The organism is Candidatus Nealsonbacteria bacterium CG07_land_8_20_14_0_80_39_13 (assembly GCA_002779355.1).
Lineage (GTDB): Bacteria > Patescibacteriota > Minisyncoccia > Minisyncoccales.
This window is the reverse complement of the sequence record PEWS01000027.1, coordinates 23,521-39,667: the sequence shown is the minus strand read 5'-3', so window position 1 is coordinate 39,667 and position 16,147 is coordinate 23,521. Positions and strand designations below refer to the sequence as shown.

Below are 16,147 nucleotides of genomic sequence, written 5' to 3'. Positions count from 1 at the left end.
TCGTCCTGGTTGCATAGCCATCATGCCGGTCGTAAATCTGATAAAAGCCAAGTCTCCTAAATTCACATTGCCCCTAACCAATAAGTGGGGAATATTGCTGGAAAAATAACAAGTCGTGCAACAAGAGGGACATCTCAATCTGTCTTCCCCGCTTACACCACACGCTTTTCCATTGGCAGAAGGAACAAATTCCACATCAAACCCTAATCGTTTTATAAGTTCAAGCGATCCTTCTTTCGGCTCGGAAAGCGGAGCGCAAGTGTCCTGTATCGGACAATTTAATTCCGTGCATTTAACTAAATTAGGACTATTGTAGTATGGATTATAGGTTCTTTCTCCTCCAGTGGCAGCAGAAACAGCGCAAGCGGTTCGAGTAAATAACTGGATGTTATTTGCTTCGGCATATTTTTTGATTCTTTTAAAAATTTCTCCGGGCATTACCTTTACCCGCATAGCCCATTGCACTCTTTCGTCGGGAGAAAGTCTTTCCACTAAAGCTTCGTCGCCACGAAAACCAGATGCAACTGCGGAAGTGCAACCGGCCTCTTTTAACTGTGAAAAAATTTTGCCAATCACCTCCTCAGAAGTATTAAAGGGGGGCATCATCGGACGAATATAAGCAATAGCTGGTACGCCGGCCTCGGTTAACATACGGATATTTTCATAACGATGCGCAGAATCAGTTCCTTCTAACTCTGTTAATTCAGAAATAGAAATTAAAATTACTAAATTTAATCCCTTCTCTTTTTTTTCTTTAAGTTCCGTTACTTTCCTCTCGTCAAGCTTCCCCTTCATAATAATCCCAATTGGACCAGTATGACGACTTTTTTCTAAATTTCCTAATTTTTCAATTGTGTTTTCCCACTGTATAACAGGATCACCGTAAAAGTTATTTACTGCAACCGGAATCTTGCGAAGGATTTGCCTCTACCTCTCTTTTTTTTCTTCGGTTATTTCCTTTTCACATTTTTTGTCTTCGGTAGACATATACTTATGATCCTCGCGTTGCAGTACAGCTGGTGTTTCGCTAAACATTTGTGATTTTTTATTATTCATATATTTAATTATTTTGAGTAACGCAATTTATTGCTTGAATAAATCTTTTTACATCATTTCTTGAGTTGCAAAGCGCAAAAGATGCCCGAATAATTCCTGGTATAAGCGAGGTATCGCCATGATTAACGGCCTCAATTATTTTCTGCTCGTCCTCTATTCCCAAAAGATTTCTTACCACGTCATACACGCAAAAACTTCCAGCGCGAACGCCTATTCCAAATTCTTTATTTAAGCGTTCGGCAACTATCTGTGAATCCTGCCCTTCTATGATAAAAGGTATTACTGTACTTAAGTGATTACTCTTTACAAGCAGACGAACCTTTTCGTTTTTTTTCAAAACGTCAAATGCTTCTCTCGCTAAATTTGATTCATATGATTCAATTTTTTCGATTCCGATTTTTTTCAATTGATTAAGCGCGATAGCCATAGAGACAGCGCCAACGGCGTTTGGTGTACCGGGATCATGCGCTAATTGATTTTTATAGCGCAAGAACACACCCTCCCTTGTAATGTAGGGCAAGTTGCCACCGCCAATCTGATACGGCAAAAATTCATCCAAAAAGTTTTTTGGCCCAATAAGAAAACCACCACCATAAGGCGCGTAAAATTTGTGTCCGAAAACGGCCAGAAAGTCTATTCCCATTTCCATCATATCAACTTTGTGGTGTTGCAAAAATTGGCAAGCATCGATAATATAGTATGCTCCATATTTATGAACAAGTTCGCCAATTTTTTTAATATCTGGACGATAACCAGTCAGATTTGACGAGGCAGTCAAAATAAACGCCTTAATTTTATTATTTTTTTAGCATTTCTTCAATGCCAGCGAGGTCAAACTCACCTTCGCTATTGAGTGGATACCTCAAAACCATTTCACGACCCGCTTCTTGTATTTTTTCTTGTGTTTCATGCACATGTGCAAAATCAACGCGATTTGCTCCCAACGATCTTTCACCTTCAGCTTTAATCCATGGCAACCAAGATGAGCTATGCTCTATTTCCGATACCGCCACCTTTCCATCAAGAAATGAGAAAAAATAGGCTACATTATTCATGGCTCCAGTTGTGTTTCCGGAAAAAAGAACATAAAAATTTTCCGGAGCCCCAACAAAATTTTTAATGACTTGCCGTGTTTGTTCGTAAATATCAGTAGATATTTTTGATTTAGTACCAGCTCCACGATGAACTGAACCATAAGTCTTTAAATAATCATTAACGCCATTTTGCACCGATATAAAAGGCGGAGTTGTAGCGGCGTTATCTATGTTTACATAGGATACTTTGCCCAGCCGATCTGTTTCCACTTGATAGCATGATGATTCTTTGGAGAATAATTTTTCCGGGTCAATTTCAAATTGTTGATCTTTGCCGATTAGAAAATTTTGTTCATCCTTTTTATTGACAACTTTATTAATAACACTGATGACCATCTGCGGAGTAAGCAATGATCTCGAACCATCAGTATTTATTGGCGCTCCACCATACTGAATACTGCCAGCCCAACCCATCTCTAATTTATTTAATTCGAAAAGTATCGATCCTTCTTCGGTTTCTGGGCCGACCGGAAAATCATCCGTTTTTTCTGTTTTTTTGCCAATAATATATTCAAATGTACCGTCCACACCCAATTGATTCACCAAAACCACTCTCTCGTACCCTTCTTTGTACAATATATCAAAAAGATTATCATCTTGGGTTTCAACCAATACCCAATTACTACCATGGTAAATTATATTATCTTCCTTTCGAGTTTTCATAGAGTTCAAAAATATTCTAAATATTGTTCTTATTTTTCTATTTTACCTCCTCATTGACACATTTACAACTTGAAAGCTCTCTGGGCTGAATAGTCCTCTGGACTGAAAAAAGCCGGGGGTGCTTTCGTAACAGAGATTGTTCTTCTTGCGAAGAACTGGAAAGAGATATCCCCGTCGCGAAAGCGCTTCCGACTTCTTTCTTTAAACCCCCGTCCCGCTTTCAGCGGGACCGGAGCATTTCTAAATTCGTAATTTTTTAATAATGTAATTCCGAACTTAGAAATATAGGGGCAGAGGACAATTATTGTCGTGCTCCCTTAAACACCTATCCCGTGAAGGCGCACGGGAATTTTTCGTCCTTGAAAATGCAGCTCTCTGCATCTTCAAATCTAGAAAAATCATTGAAATCCTCCTGACTAAGAAGGAACTTCTTTAGCTCTTCCATGGATGAGAAAATCTCCTGCAATCGCCTACGTTCGGCGGTACGGGCGTCCCCCTTGTGAACGAAAGATAATACACCTCTCCGTACTTTCCCCTGAGCACTTTTTCGTATGTCTGCTCAGGATTAACTCTCATGATGTAAGTATAGCATACTATATAAATCTTGTCAAGTATTTCAAACAAAAAACCGCCTTAAAACAAAACTCCGTTCCCCCTGCCGAATAACGGCAAGAGAGCGAGGTGAAAGAGTGCGCGAGCGTGGACTCGAACCACGGACCTCGTCATTATCAGTGACGCGCTCTAACCAACTGAGCTACACGCGCATATTAAAATTATCTACAATTATCTTTTTTAATCTTTTACCCATACCCGATTTAAAAAACTTCTCTCTCGCTCTAGCGCATTTTTCACAACTAAATATCTCATAATATACCAAAACCCATGGCTTATTGTTTTTCGTAAAAACGTTTGAACCGCTATTATGTTCTTCAACCCTTACCTCAATATTTTTAGAAGTAAATCCTACGTAAATCTTACCATTTTTAATGCTTTTCAAAAAATACACACAGAACATATCCAAAGGTGACGCGCTCTAACCTCAGCCAAAGGCTGATCGTCCTCTGGACGAGGCCGAAGCTACACACGCATATTATTATATTTTCAAACGCATATTATTTTACGATATCTAAAATAAAAATTCTTTTGGCGACCGGGGAAATCGGCAACGAAATCCTTTTCTCAAAAACAACTTTCAGCCCCAATCCCTTAAAAATCCCCTGCCATTCTTTCTCCCCCTTAAAAAAATATTCCGGATTTTCCCGCTTTTTGCCGACAAATCCCTGAAAGAAAATATCAAAGCTTAATCCATGGAAACGGCAGAATAATTTTGAAAAAAATCCGTCAGCCATATCTTCGTAAATAACAATCCTTTCCTTCCCCACCCTCCTCGCTTCTTTTAAAACGGCGATGGGGTCTTCGGCGTGGTGAAGAACATAGCATATCAGAACTGCGTCAAACGAATTATCATCAAAGGGAAGATTTTTCCCGTCTATTTTTTTAAAGGGAAGATCAACCACCCTATTATTTTTTACATCCACCCCAAAAACCTCGGCCTTAAAAAATTTTTTAAAATAATCTCCGGCTATTCCCGAACCGCAACCTAAATCAAGAATTTTCGCCCCATTCTTTATAAAATCCTTGCAGTCCAGGCACATGCTCCGAGCCGCTCTTTTGTATATATAAGAAAAAATTTTATAAAAAATCATTTGGGTTGATTATGAAAAGTGATTTTAATTTTAGCAAATTAAACCCAAAAAACAAGGCCTGCCTTGTTTTTTGTAGTTCTTCAGTATCTTTGAGTTGTTCCGAAGGTCGATTTTTTCAGGAATTCGACCAACCCCGCAAAGTTGAGAAAAGAATTCTCATTTCTCAACCACGGTCGACAAACAATTAAAAATTATTGATCTATGCGCAGGTTCCCCTACGCATGCCTTGTTACGACTTCATTCTTGTTACCGATCTTAGCTTATGCCCCGCGAACGGGGATTTCGGCTATTATCGACTTCCCTAATGTGACGGGCGGTGAGTACAAGATTCAGGGACGTATTCATCGCCACATAGCTGATTGGCGATTACTAGCGATTCCGGCTTCATGAGGTCGAGTTGCAGACCTCAATCCGAATTGGGGGACAGTTTGATAAGATTAACTCCAGCTTGCGCTTTGGTTACCCATTGTCTGTCCCATTGTATCACGTGTGCAGCCCAGGACGTCAAAGGGCCATGCTGATTTGGCGTCATCCTCGCCTTCCTCCCGGTTGTCCCGGGCAGTCCCCTATGACATTTAAAACATAGGGCAAGGGTTGCGTTCGTTACCGCACTTAAGCGTACGTCTCAAGACACGAACTGACGACAACCATGCAGCACCTGTGCTAATGTCCTTGTGGGAAGTTCGCATTTCTGCAGAACGTCATTAGCATTTCAAGTCCTGGTAAGGTTCCTCGTTTACCGTCGAATTAAGCCACATGATCCACCGCTTGTGTGAATCCCCGTCTATTCCTTTGAGTTTTAGCCTTGCGGCCGTACTCCCCAGGCGGGATACTTAACGCGTTAGCTTCGCCACCTAAAGGGTCGACACTTCAGATAGCTAGTATCCATAATTTACAGCGTGGACTACAAGGGTATCTAATCCTTTTTGATCCCCACGCTTTCGTCCCTCAGCGTCAGGGTCGCCCCAGTTGAATGCCTTCGCATTTGGTATTCCGATCGATATCAACGGATTTCACCCCTACACCGATCGTTCTATCAACCTCTAGCGCCCTCTAGTTCAGCAGTATTTGATATGTTTCCCGGGTTAAGCCTGGGATATTTGACATCAAACTTACTAAACCGCCTACGGACCCTTTACGCCCAATAAATCCGGATAACGCTTGGGGGCTCTGTCTTACCGAGGCTTCTGGCACAGAGTTAGCCCCCCCTTATTCCTCTATTACACTCATTCCGCATTGCTACAAAATTGTTCACAGAGAAAAGCTCTTTACACCCCGAAGGGCTTCATCGAGCACGCGACGTTGCTCCATCAGGCTTTCGCCCATTGTGGAAGATTATCGACTGCTGCCTCCCGTAGGAGTAAGGCCCGTATCTCAGTGCCTTTGTTGGGGAATATGCTCTCACATCCCCTACCCGTCGTAGGCTTGGTGAGCCATTACCTCACCAACTAGCTGATAGGACGCAGACCGCTCCCAAAGCGATAAATCTTTATTCCGCAAAAAGCGGAAACCATCTCGAATTGTCCCCGCTTTCACGGGGTTATGCGAGACTTTGGGGCACGTATCTACGTGTTACTAACCCGTTCGCCATGTCCCGCAAAAATGCGGGACATTCGACTTGCATGCCTTTTCCACGTCGCCAGCGTTCATCCTGAGCCAGGATCAAACTCTCAAAAAAAACTTGGAATCTTTTGAGAAATTCCAAAAATATTCGGAACAACTCAAAAAAACTGACTTAGAACTATTACTGTATTTAATTTTCAACGTCCTTTCCATTTCTTCTTTTATTTTTTTCATTTCTCCGTTCATCCATATTAGCTTTTCCAAAATTACATGTCAACACCCTGAGCCAGAAGGGGGATTCGGACCCGCCGACCTACTGTTTACAAAACAGTTGCTCTACCGCTGAGCTATTCTGGCGGAAATTATTTCTTGAAGGATTTTCTGATCTCATCCCAATAATTATCTTTCTTCTTCTCCTTCTTTGTTCTTTTCTGCAAATTTTTAATCCACTCCGAAGCCTTAACCTCTGTTATTGATTTCATTGACCTCACTGATTTCATCCCGGATACGGCTGTTTTGATTATTTTTTCCTGATGCTTTTTTCCCGAAGCGATAATTGATTCTGACCAATGGCTTTTAGCCGAGCCTGCCTCTGCTACCTCCGGCAAACTCGCGAGTGCCGGAATTTTCTTAAAAAAAATAATGCTCGCCCCGAGAAAACCGGCCCCCATCGCAATTAAAGCGATTATTGTTTCATAACTCATATCTTGTAAATTTTTCAATGACGATTTTTTCGCCGATTTTAGAAATATACTCATTGACCAAATCTTCAACTTTCTTGTCCGGCTCCTTTATCCACGGCTGAAGAAGCAGGCAATTTTGCTCCTCGTATTTTCTTAGCTTGCCTTCTGTGATTTGCTCAAGAATCTGTTGGGACTTGCCGGAGTCCTTCATTTGTTCTTTGTAAATTTCCTTTTCTTTCTCCAATACTTCAGCAGAGATATCTTCTCTTCTGACGAACATCGGATTTGAAGCCGCCACCTGAAGACATATTTCATGGCTTAAATTCTTGAAGTTATCAGACATGGCCACAAAATCTGATTCGCAGCGAATGCTCAATAAAACCCCTATTTTTTTATTAGGGTGAATGTAGCTCTCAATTAAACCTTGGCCGGCTGTTCTTTCCGCCCCTTTTTTCTTGGCGACTTCCTTACCCCATGTTCTCAAAATATCCCTTGCCTTCTCAATATCATCGCCTGATTTTTCAAGAGCCTTCCGGCATTCCATCAAAGAAATTCCTGTTTCTTCGCGGAGTTTTTTTATTTCCTCAATACTTGCCATAATTATTTTTTGTCAGCCAGAGGCTGACTGGCCTTTGGCTGGGGTTTGGCTTCTAAAATTGCTTTCTTCACTCTGTCCAGAATATAATTTAACGAAGAAATAGCGTCGTCGTTAGCGGGAATGAAATGATCCGCCAACGCCGGGTTAACATTAGTGTCAGCGATAGCAATCACTATTATCCCCTTCTCTCTGGCCTCCTTTACAACCAGGATGTTTTCTTTCATATCTGTAACGAATACAGCTGTCGGAAGTTTTTCCAAATTTTTAATGCCTCCGAATTTCTTCCTCAGCCCCTCTATTTCTCTGTCAATCTTAAGTCTTTCTTTCTTTACGTATTTTTGGAGCTCGCCTGAAGCCTTCTGCATTTCCAAACTCCTGAAATATTCCAATCTCTTTTTGATTGTTTCGAAATTAGTGAATGTTCCTCCGAGCCATCTTTGATTGACGTAAGGAAGATGGCATTCTTCAGCCACCTCTTTTATTTTATCTTTTACCTGAATCTTGGTGCCGACAAAAAGAATTTCTTTCCCTTGAGAAACCAGATCGCCGATAAAATCAAGAACTTCTTTTAATTTTTCCGCTGTTTTCGCCAAATCAATAATATGAATTCTATTCCTTGACGATTCAATGTATTGCTTCATCTTAGGATGAGTGCTTGAAGTTTTGTGGCCAAAATACAAACCGGCCTTAACTAATTCTTCAAAGTCAAGTCCTTCCTTTGCTTCGTCTGCTGTTTTTATTTTATTCTTCTTTTTATCTTCGGTCATTTTTTAAAAATTATAATTAAAAATCTTAACAAATCATACTTCAATATTTATCACATATCATGTTTTAACGCAAGTATTGCTTTTAATTTAGGGATTTGTTATTATACTCAATATGAAAGAAGATATTCATCCAAAATATTATCCCGAGACCAAGGTCAAATGCGCCTGCGGACATACTTTTACCGTCGGTTCAACTAAGGAATACATTGAGACTGAAATCTGCTCTCAATGCCATCCTTTTTATACCGGAAAAGAAAAAGATACCGACGCTATGGCTAAGGTGGAAAAATTCAGAAAGAGAATGTCTCATAAGACTGATGCCAAAAGTAAGAAAGAAAAAAGAAGAAAACGGACAGCCGAAAAGACATCAAAGAAGGATTAATCGCTCAATCAGGAAATGGATAACCTAAGCGATATTCAGCGGGAATATAAAGAAATTTTAAATCAGCTCAGCAACCCTGAGCTGATTTCTGATTGGCCCGCCAGCAACGCTTCGCGTAGCGATGCGGGCTGGAAAAAATTTGAAGAACTATCTAAAAGGAAAAGCTATCTTGAAAAAATAATTGAGAAAGAAAAAGAAATAAAAGAAATTGACGACAGAATTGAAGAAAACAGGGCGATCCTGAATGGGAAAGAAGGCCCCGAATTATCCTCCTTGGCTGAAATTGAGATTACTCAATTCAGGGAAAGAAAGGAGGTCTTGGAAAAAGAATTAAAAAAATTAATCAAAGGCCAGAAAGAAAGCTCTGAACCGCAAGACATAATCGTTGAAATCAGGGCCGGCGCAGGGGGAGACGAAGCAGCTTTATTCGTCGGAGATTTATTCAAGATGTATTCAAGGTTCGCGGAACAGCAAGGTTGGAGGCAAAAAATCCTTAATTCCAGCCCTACTGAAACTGGCGGATTTAAAGAAATCGTATTTCAGCTGGAATCCACCCGCAACGCTTCGCATAGCGATGCGGACGGGAACGGCGATATTTTCTCTAAAATGAAAAACGAGTCCGGGGTCCATAGAGTCCAGAGAATTCCCGAAACGGAAAAAAGCGGAAGAATACACACTTCCACCGTTTCAGTGGCCATTCTTCCGAAACCGAAAAATACTCAATTGGAAATTAAACCTGATGAATTAAAAATTGAATATTGCCGTTCGTCAGGACCGGGCGGGCAAAACGTCAATAAAAGAGAGACGGCTGTAAGAATAGTCCATATCCCGACAGGATTGGTCGTTGAATCCCAGACCGAAAGAAACCAGCTCCAAAATAAAGAAAACGCCTTGAGCGTTCTATCAGCTCGCCTCCTTGAAATAAGAGAGGAGGAAGAGGCTCAAAAATTAGGCGGGGACAGAAAAGGACAAATAGGAAGGGCCAAAAGAGCGGAGAAAAACAGAACCTACAATTTTCCTCAAGACAGAGTAACCGACCACCGAATTAAAAAATCTTTCCACGGCATTGAAGAGATAATGGAAGGAAGACTTGACCCCATTATAGAAGCCATGGAATCAGCCGAAGAGCAGGAAGAATAATTTATTTAACGGTGTCGAGGTCGGCGATGTCGGACAAATACTGCTTAGTAATTGAAACAACTGAATCGCCATAAAAACGGTATTTCACGTTAGTGCCTCCGGAAAAATAAATCATCGCCGCTTTCCATTCCGCATCCGCTGTCTGCTTTTTCGCCCCATAATCGCTTAAATAAAAACCGGCGGCAAAAAAAGCGTCCCGGATGTTCCAAGGATCAGCCGCTTTTCCTGTGGCGGCCTTTATTCTATCTTTATAAGATTGCCAAGTGGAAGGAATAAATTGAGCCGGACCCATAGCCCCCCCATAACCATAGCTCATAGGGCAAGAAACCAAAGTATTAAAAGGATCCCTGCCTAATTCTTTTGTAATTTCTATAAATGGAGCCGTATCTCTTTTCGGACTCATAACATTGGAGATGCTCTTGTTGCTACTGGCAACAACCCCGGCTCCTGTTTTAGCGTCTTTCAGAAAACATTGTCCTACGTTCTTGCCGATATTTGACTCTTGGGTAAGAACAGCCAAAAGAAAGGCTGGCCTGATTCCGGTTGAAGCGGAAACTGTTTTTGCCATTTCCAGCGCCTCGCCGAAGGTGGGAGCATCCGGAACACCGATTAATTCAAAAATCCTTGACCTGATTCCAGCCACTTTCTTTTCTATTTCTTTTTTTTCACTAAGAGATTTTTGATACTGCGCTTCGGTTAATTTTAAATATTTATCTTTCCCCTTTTGGTTTTTTAAACTTTCTTCCTTTTGGAGCGTTCGAATTTTAACCGTTGTTTCTAATTCCGTCTTTTCTCCGTCCAAAGAAGTTTTTTGGCTTTCCAGATACGCTTTCAGTTTCTTTATTTCTTCCAGCATATCCTGATTTTTGGAATTCAAAACCTCTAAAGCCATTATATCGTCAAAAAAATCAGACATCTCTTTCTCGGAAAGTAATATCTCAATCAAAGACTTTCTGTCATTTTCATACATAACCTGAAGAATATCTCCTAATTGCCTCTGAACGTCAGCGACCTTAACCATCGTTTCCGAGATGGACGACTCTGTGTCTTTTATTTGGCCGGTGAGGTCTTTTATAACAAGATTACTCTGCTTTATTTGAAGATCCAATTTGCTGATTTTATTTTTTAAAATGGATATCTGATTTTGAAGAGTCTTTTTTTCTTCGGCGGTCTTGCTGATGTCTTTCTCATATTTATCTATCTGGATTTCCAATTCCGCCAATTCTTTTTCCAAAGCAGTTCTTTCAACAGTCGCTGCCTCCTGCTCTCCTTCAGCTGACGCAAAAGGAATCTTGCCGACAAAAGGAAAAGCGAAAAAAATCGGCAAAATAAAAACCGCTATCAATATCATTGATGAAATCAATATAGATGGTTTTATTTTTTGTAGAGCAAAGATAGACATAAATATAATGCCAAATATCAAAGCTCAAATGTCAAATCAAATTCAAAACCCAAATATCAAAAATGTTTTAGATTTTGGACTTTAATTATTGATTTGGAATTTGTAATTTGAAATTTGTAATTTGAGTTTCTTATTTATGTTCTTTCTTCTCTCCTCCTTTCTCTTCCTTTTCTTTCTTTTCCTCCACCTCTGCCACTTCTTCCTCCTTCTTCTTCTCTACCTTCTCAACATCTTCCACTTTTTCTTCAATAGGAGCTTTCAATTCCGCTTCTATATCTTCAGGAGGCAGAACCAAAGCTACATTTTCTTCAGGGCTCTTCAAAACCTCCACATTGGCGGGAATAATAAGGTTTTTAACCAGAATTTCATCATTAAAAGTTTTAAGAGGCTCAATGTTCACAACGAGCTCATGAGGAAGGTCTTGGGGCAGAGCCCTTACTTCAATTTCCTGAATATTTTTTATTAAAGTTCCGGCCAGATCTTTAACCGCTAAAGAAATTCCTTCAAAAACTAAAGGAACCTTGGTCGTTACTTTCTCTGTTAAATTCGGTTGGTAAAAATCAGCGTGAATTATTTCTCCGTTCAACGGATGAAAATCAACCTGATGTATCAAAACTGAAAATTTCTCCTCTTTGCCACCCTGATCAGGAACAATCAGGGAAATAAGGGAACTTTCGCCGGCGCCTTTATAGACCGTGGCGAATTCCTTAACTCCGATTTTAATATTTTTATTTCCTATTTTTGGACCGTACAAAACGCCAGGGAGAAACCCTTCTTTTTTAAGCGCGGACAAGTCTTTATCTCCTTTATCTCTTATTTGAGCTGAAATTTTTAACATATTTTTTCTTTTTTAAATTTTGTTATCAGAGCTGAATAATTTGATTTTCCCCTCAACTATTCTTTGAACCGCTTCTATCGCCTTGGACATATATTTATAAGGCGTGTTTTCATCTTTTTTTTCATCAAGAGAGGCTCTCAAATTCTCCGTGTAAGCCATTCTTAATTCTGTGTTTATATTAACCTTAGCCATCCCTATCCTTATGGCTTTCCTGACATCTTCTTCCGGGGTTCCTGACCCGCCATGAAGAACAAGGGGTATATCTTTCAAGGCTTTTCTTATTTCCGCCAATCTTTCCAAATTTAATCCGGGATTAATTCCTCCTTTTTCAATCCCATGAACGCTCCCTATGGAAACAGCCAACCTATCAACGCCTGTCTTTCTTGCGAATTCCAGAGCCTCCGCAACATCAGTCAAGGTTTCCTTTGATTCCGAAGCTTGGCCGATCACGCCCACTTCTCCCTCAACGAAAACTTTAAATTTTTTAGCGTACTTTAAAACTTTTACGGTTTCTTTTATATTTTCGGCTAAAGGCAAGCCTGAACCGTCAAAATGAACAGTGTCATAACCGGAATCTATCGCTTCCTTAATATAGCTGAAAGATTTGCCGTGGTCAAGATTCAAGAACAAAGGCAAGCCTGTTTCTTCTCTGTAGCTTTTCACCAAAGCCACCGCCTGTTTTAATCCGACAAAGGAACTCTCCCCTTCTGACGTTCCCAAAATAACAGGGCTTTTGCTCTTTTTGGCTGCCCCGATGACGGCTTTCAATGTTTCTAAATTGGAAAAATTAAACTGGCCGATGGCCCAGCCCTCTTTTCTTGCTTTATTTAGATAATAATTGAGATTTTTCATTAATTTTTGATAGCTATCTTTTCAACTTTTACCTTTTCCCACTTATCTCCTCTTTTCAGCAAACCATTCCTCGCTCCCATTTTCTTTATGCAGGAAACGCTGTTGGCTATTCCCAGCCGGATGGCATACTCAATATCTCCATTGGTTTCAATGAAACCGGAAACAAATCCTGAACTGAATGCGTCGCCGGCGCCGGTAGCATTCACTTCTTTAGTTTTTAAAGACTTGGCCCGATAAATGTTTTTCTCGTCAGAAACAACCACCCCTTCCGATCCTTTTGTCATTATGGCTATCCCAGGGCAATAACAATCTATTTTTTTGAAAAGTTCTTCTTCTTTCTCAAACGGTATTCCCGTAAGAAGAGACGCTTCTTCTTGATTTAATATCAAAATGTCAACTTTTTTAATAATTCTTTTAAATTTATCTTTGGGTAAGGCGAGTTGATAAGAACTGGGATTGACAACCACCTTAGCTCCGCTCTCATGGGCGAAGTTAACCAAAAATTCAAAGTCATGGCAAAGCTTGCCAGACAAAGGAGCAAAATAAAAAAACTTCGCTTTCAGTTTATTAAAGGGAATGTCTTTTCTTGAAAGTTCTCCTGACGCTCCCCTGTAAACCAAAACACTTCTTTCGTTGCCGTTTTGGGAAAGAATGACTGACTGATTAGTTTTTCTCTTATCAGTTCTGACGATAAAGCTTTCCACGCCGGAATCAGCCAAGTCTTTAATGACTTCTTCTCCGGCCATATCTTTTCCAACCATTCCGCAATATCCTGTCTTCAGCCCTTGCCGGGAAAAAGTTTCTGCGGTATTCGTTCCTCCTCCTCCGCCGAGGAAAATAATATCATCAATCTCTATTTTGGATCCTAAAGAAAAACAGACTCCTGTGCCGGTCGGGAATTTATTGCTGTCAACGAGATTAAGTTTTTTTGATTTAAGATAAATATCAATGGCCGCCGAGCCAAAAGTAATAATGTCTAACATATTTTAATTTTACCATAAATTCCCTAATTATTCTTCTTAGAGAGAGAAATTATGGTTTTGATGACTGCGTCAGGAGAAAGAGAGATGGAGGAAATTTTATTCTCTATTAAAAAATCGGCAAAATCCAGAAAAGAAGAAGGGGCGTCTCCGCAAATCCCGCAATACTTGTTCTTGGAGATACAGACCTTAATTACCCTCTCAATCATTCTTTTTACCGCTTCATTCCTTTCATCTCCAATATGGGCAAGTCCGCTATTGTCCCTGTCCAATCCCAGAGTCAATTGAGTCAGATCATTGGAGCCGATGGACATTCCGTCAAAAATTTCTAAAAATTCCTCGGCCAAAATAACATTGGAAGGAATCTCGCACATCATAATGACTTGTAAACCGTCTTTCCCTCTTTCAAGGCCGAACTTCTCAATTAATCCCACGACCGCCTTGCCCTCCTCAAGCGTCCGGCAGAAAGGGACCATCACTGTGATGTTTTTCAATCCGAACTCTTCTCTGGCTTTCTTAATCGCTTGGCATTCCATCTCAAAGGCCGGCTGATAGTTCTTATCTATATAACGGCAAGCGCCCCTGAAACCCATCATTGGATTTGATTCATCGGTTCTTTCAAAAATTTCTCCGCCGATTAAATTTTTATATTCATTGGTTTTAAAATCGGAAAACCTGACAATGACTGTTTTCGGATAAAAAGCGGCTGCGATTTGAGAAACGCCTTCAGCTAATTTATCAATAAAATATTTTTTCTTATCTTTATATCCAGCCGTGATTTCTTCAATAATTTTCTTCGCCTTCTTATCCTTTAATTCTTTAAAATGATAGAGCGCTAAAGGATGAATTTTTATTTTTTCAGCGATGATAAACTCCTCCCTTGCCAATCCCACGCCCTCGTTCGGCAAAGAAGAATATTTAAACGCCAAATCAGGTGAGCCGATATTTATCATTATTTTCGTTTCCAATTGAGGCAATTTATCAAGGTCATATTTTTTAACCGTATAAGGAATTTTCCCTAAAAATATTTTTCCGGCCCGGCTACTGGTGCAATCAACCGTAACCGTCTGCCCTGTTTTCAAAGCTTTAAGGGCGCCCTTTACTCCAACCATTGCCGGAATGCCCATCTCCCTGGAGACAATAGCGGCATGGCAAGTGGCTCCGCCCTCTTCGGTAATTATGGCTGATGCCAAAGGAAAGATAGGACACCAATCAGGGTCAGTCATTTTTGTAACCAAAACCTCTCCTCTTTTAAATTCTCCTATTTTGGAAACGTCGGAAATTACCCTAACCCTTCCTTCCCCTATTTTACTTCCAATAGCAATGCCGTTCAAAATCGGCTCTTTGATCTGGCTTATTTTATATTCTTCGTAAGAATTTTTTTTCTCCAGAGAATGAATTGTTTCCGGCCGGGACTGAACTATAAAAAGCTCTCCTGTTTTCCCATCCTTAGCCCATTCAATATCTTGAGGGAAATTGTAATGCTCTTCTATCAGCATGGCCCATTTGGCCAAAGTTAAAATATCCTCATCGGAAACGGAAAATCTCATCTCGTCTTCTTTGGAAACCTTCACTTCTTTCAATCCCTGTTCCGCAAATATATATTTCTTATCTTTTCTTCCTAAATTTCTGGAGATAATTGGCTTGTAGCCTTGAGCCTGCTGAAGGGTCGGTTTGAAGACGTAAAATTGATCCGGAGTTATTTTTCCCTTAACGATCATCTCTCCCGCTCCCCAGATTGAGTTTATGGAGACAACATTTCTAAATCCTGTTTCTGTGTCCAATGTGAACATTATGCCGGCAGAAGCTAAATCAGATCTTATCATCTTTAAAACTCCGGCTGATAAAGCTATCTTAAAACGGTCAAAGCCTTTTTCCTCGCGATAAGCTATGGCCCTGTCAGTAAATAAAGAAGCTGTACAATTTTTAATTGCTCTTAACAGACTTTCTTTCCCTGAAATATTTAAATATGATTCCATTTGGCCGGCAAAACTGGCGTCCTTCAAATCTTCGGCTGTGGCTGAAGAACGGACAGCCACGATCATATTTTTCTCTCCGTATTCTCCGGATAATTTTTTATAACTTTCAATTATTTCATCCTCTAAATCCTTCGGAAATTTACCGCCCAATATCAACGCCCGGATGGAGGCGCCTGTTTTTTTCAAACTGGCCATGCTCTTAGGATTGAATTTATCCAAAATCTCTTTTATTTTTCCGGTAATTCCGTTTGAGTCCAAATAATACCAATAAGCTTTTGAAGTCAAACAAAAGCCGTTAGGCACTCTTATCCTTTTGACAATCAGCCGATTGAACATTTCGCCCAAGGAAGCATTCTTCCCACCGACTAAAGCGCCATCTTTTTTAGATATCTCGCTAAACCACAAAATATTTTTTTGTTCTTTTTGATTTTCCATATTTCTTTT

15 protein-coding genes, 2 tRNA genes and 1 rRNA gene are annotated in these 16,147 nt (G+C 40.2%); 2 read left to right on the top strand and 16 right to left on the bottom strand.

What is annotated here, in order from left to right; all coding sequences use genetic code 11:
* The 11 genes from COS96_02100 to rpsB form a co-directional block, all read right to left on the bottom strand.
* The coding region (locus tag COS96_02100; protein PIU43904.1) for a hypothetical protein at positions 1-795 on the bottom strand (795 nt) is incomplete at its 3' end.
* Positions 796-1,060: 265 nt separating this feature from the next.
* The gene (locus COS96_02095) at positions 1,061-1,849 is read right to left on the bottom strand and encodes a hypothetical protein (protein ID PIU43903.1); all 789 of its coding nucleotides are present in this window, start codon (positions 1,847-1,849) and stop codon (positions 1,061-1,063) included.
* Positions 1,850-1,853: 4 nt separating this feature from the next.
* Complete coding sequence (locus tag COS96_02090) at positions 1,854-2,813, bottom strand: hypothetical protein (protein PIU43902.1); 960 nt, start codon at positions 2,811-2,813, stop codon at positions 1,854-1,856.
* Between the two features lie 690 nt (positions 2,814-3,503).
* Positions 3,504-3,577: transfer RNA gene (locus tag COS96_02085), tRNA-Ile, on the bottom strand.
* On the bottom strand, positions 3,568-3,828 hold the full coding sequence (locus COS96_02080; GenBank protein ID PIU43906.1) for an endonuclease: 261 nt from the start codon (positions 3,826-3,828) through the stop codon (positions 3,568-3,570). The genes COS96_02085 and COS96_02080 overlap by 10 nt, the downstream gene beginning before the upstream one ends.
* A gap of 97 nt (positions 3,829-3,925) precedes the next feature.
* Positions 3,926-4,519, bottom strand: a complete 594-nt coding sequence (locus COS96_02075) for a hypothetical protein (GenBank protein ID PIU43901.1) — start codon at positions 4,517-4,519, stop codon at positions 3,926-3,928.
* A gap of 195 nt (positions 4,520-4,714) precedes the next feature.
* A 16S ribosomal RNA gene (locus COS96_02070) occupies positions 4,715-6,194 on the bottom strand.
* A 172-nt stretch (positions 6,195-6,366) separates the two neighbouring features.
* A tRNA-Thr gene (locus COS96_02065) sits at positions 6,367-6,439 on the bottom strand.
* A gap of 5 nt (positions 6,440-6,444) precedes the next feature.
* Positions 6,445-6,786 (bottom strand): hypothetical protein, encoded by a 342-nt coding sequence (locus COS96_02060; GenBank protein ID PIU43900.1) that lies wholly within the window; start codon positions 6,784-6,786, stop codon positions 6,445-6,447.
* Entirely contained in the window at positions 6,776-7,366 is a 591-nt protein-coding gene (gene tsf / locus COS96_02055) for an elongation factor Ts (protein ID PIU43899.1), read from the bottom strand. The genes COS96_02060 and tsf overlap by 11 nt, the downstream gene beginning before the upstream one ends.
* Positions 7,366-8,130 carry a 30S ribosomal protein S2 gene (gene rpsB / locus COS96_02050; protein PIU43898.1) on the bottom strand — a complete coding sequence of 255 codons (765 nt, stop codon included), beginning with the start codon at positions 8,128-8,130 and terminating at the stop codon, positions 7,366-7,368. Before rpsB ends, tsf begins: the two co-directional genes overlap by 1 nt.
* Positions 8,131-8,242: 112 nt before the next feature.
* Here rpsB and COS96_02045 point away from each other — a divergent pair, with 112 nt between their 5' ends.
* Both COS96_02045 and COS96_02040 read left to right on the top strand, forming a co-directional pair.
* Positions 8,243-8,512, top strand: a complete 270-nt coding sequence (locus COS96_02045) for a 50S ribosomal protein L31 (GenBank protein PIU43897.1) — start codon at positions 8,243-8,245, stop codon at positions 8,510-8,512.
* Positions 8,513-8,527: 15 nt separating this feature from the next.
* Positions 8,528-9,652 carry a peptide chain release factor 1 gene (locus COS96_02040; protein ID PIU43896.1) on the top strand — a complete coding sequence of 375 codons (1,125 nt, stop codon included), beginning with the start codon at positions 8,528-8,530 and terminating at the stop codon, positions 9,650-9,652.
* A 1-nt stretch (position 9,653) separates the two neighbouring features.
* Here COS96_02040 and COS96_02035 read toward each other — a convergent pair whose 3' ends face one another.
* The 5 genes from COS96_02035 to COS96_02015 all read right to left on the bottom strand — a co-directional run bounded on the left by COS96_02035 (position 9,654) and on the right by COS96_02015 (position 16,138).
* Entirely contained in the window at positions 9,654-11,054 is a 1,401-nt protein-coding gene (locus tag COS96_02035; GenBank protein PIU43895.1) for a hypothetical protein, read from the bottom strand.
* 130 nt (positions 11,055-11,184) lie between these two features.
* Complete coding sequence (locus COS96_02030; GenBank protein PIU43894.1) at positions 11,185-11,892, bottom strand: 50S ribosomal protein L25; 708 nt, start codon at positions 11,890-11,892, stop codon at positions 11,185-11,187.
* A 12-nt stretch (positions 11,893-11,904) separates the two neighbouring features.
* The gene (locus COS96_02025; GenBank protein PIU43893.1) at positions 11,905-12,744 is read right to left on the bottom strand and encodes a ketose-bisphosphate aldolase; all 840 of its coding nucleotides are present in this window, start codon (positions 12,742-12,744) and stop codon (positions 11,905-11,907) included.
* The gene (locus tag COS96_02020; GenBank protein ID PIU43892.1) at positions 12,744-13,727 is read right to left on the bottom strand and encodes a hypothetical protein; all 984 of its coding nucleotides are present in this window, start codon (positions 13,725-13,727) and stop codon (positions 12,744-12,746) included. Before COS96_02020 ends, COS96_02025 begins: the two co-directional genes overlap by 1 nt.
* A 23-nt stretch (positions 13,728-13,750) precedes the next feature.
* Complete coding sequence (locus tag COS96_02015; protein ID PIU43891.1) at positions 13,751-16,138, bottom strand: phosphoenolpyruvate synthase; 2,388 nt, start codon at positions 16,136-16,138, stop codon at positions 13,751-13,753.
* Positions 16,139-16,147 lie beyond the last annotated feature (9 nt).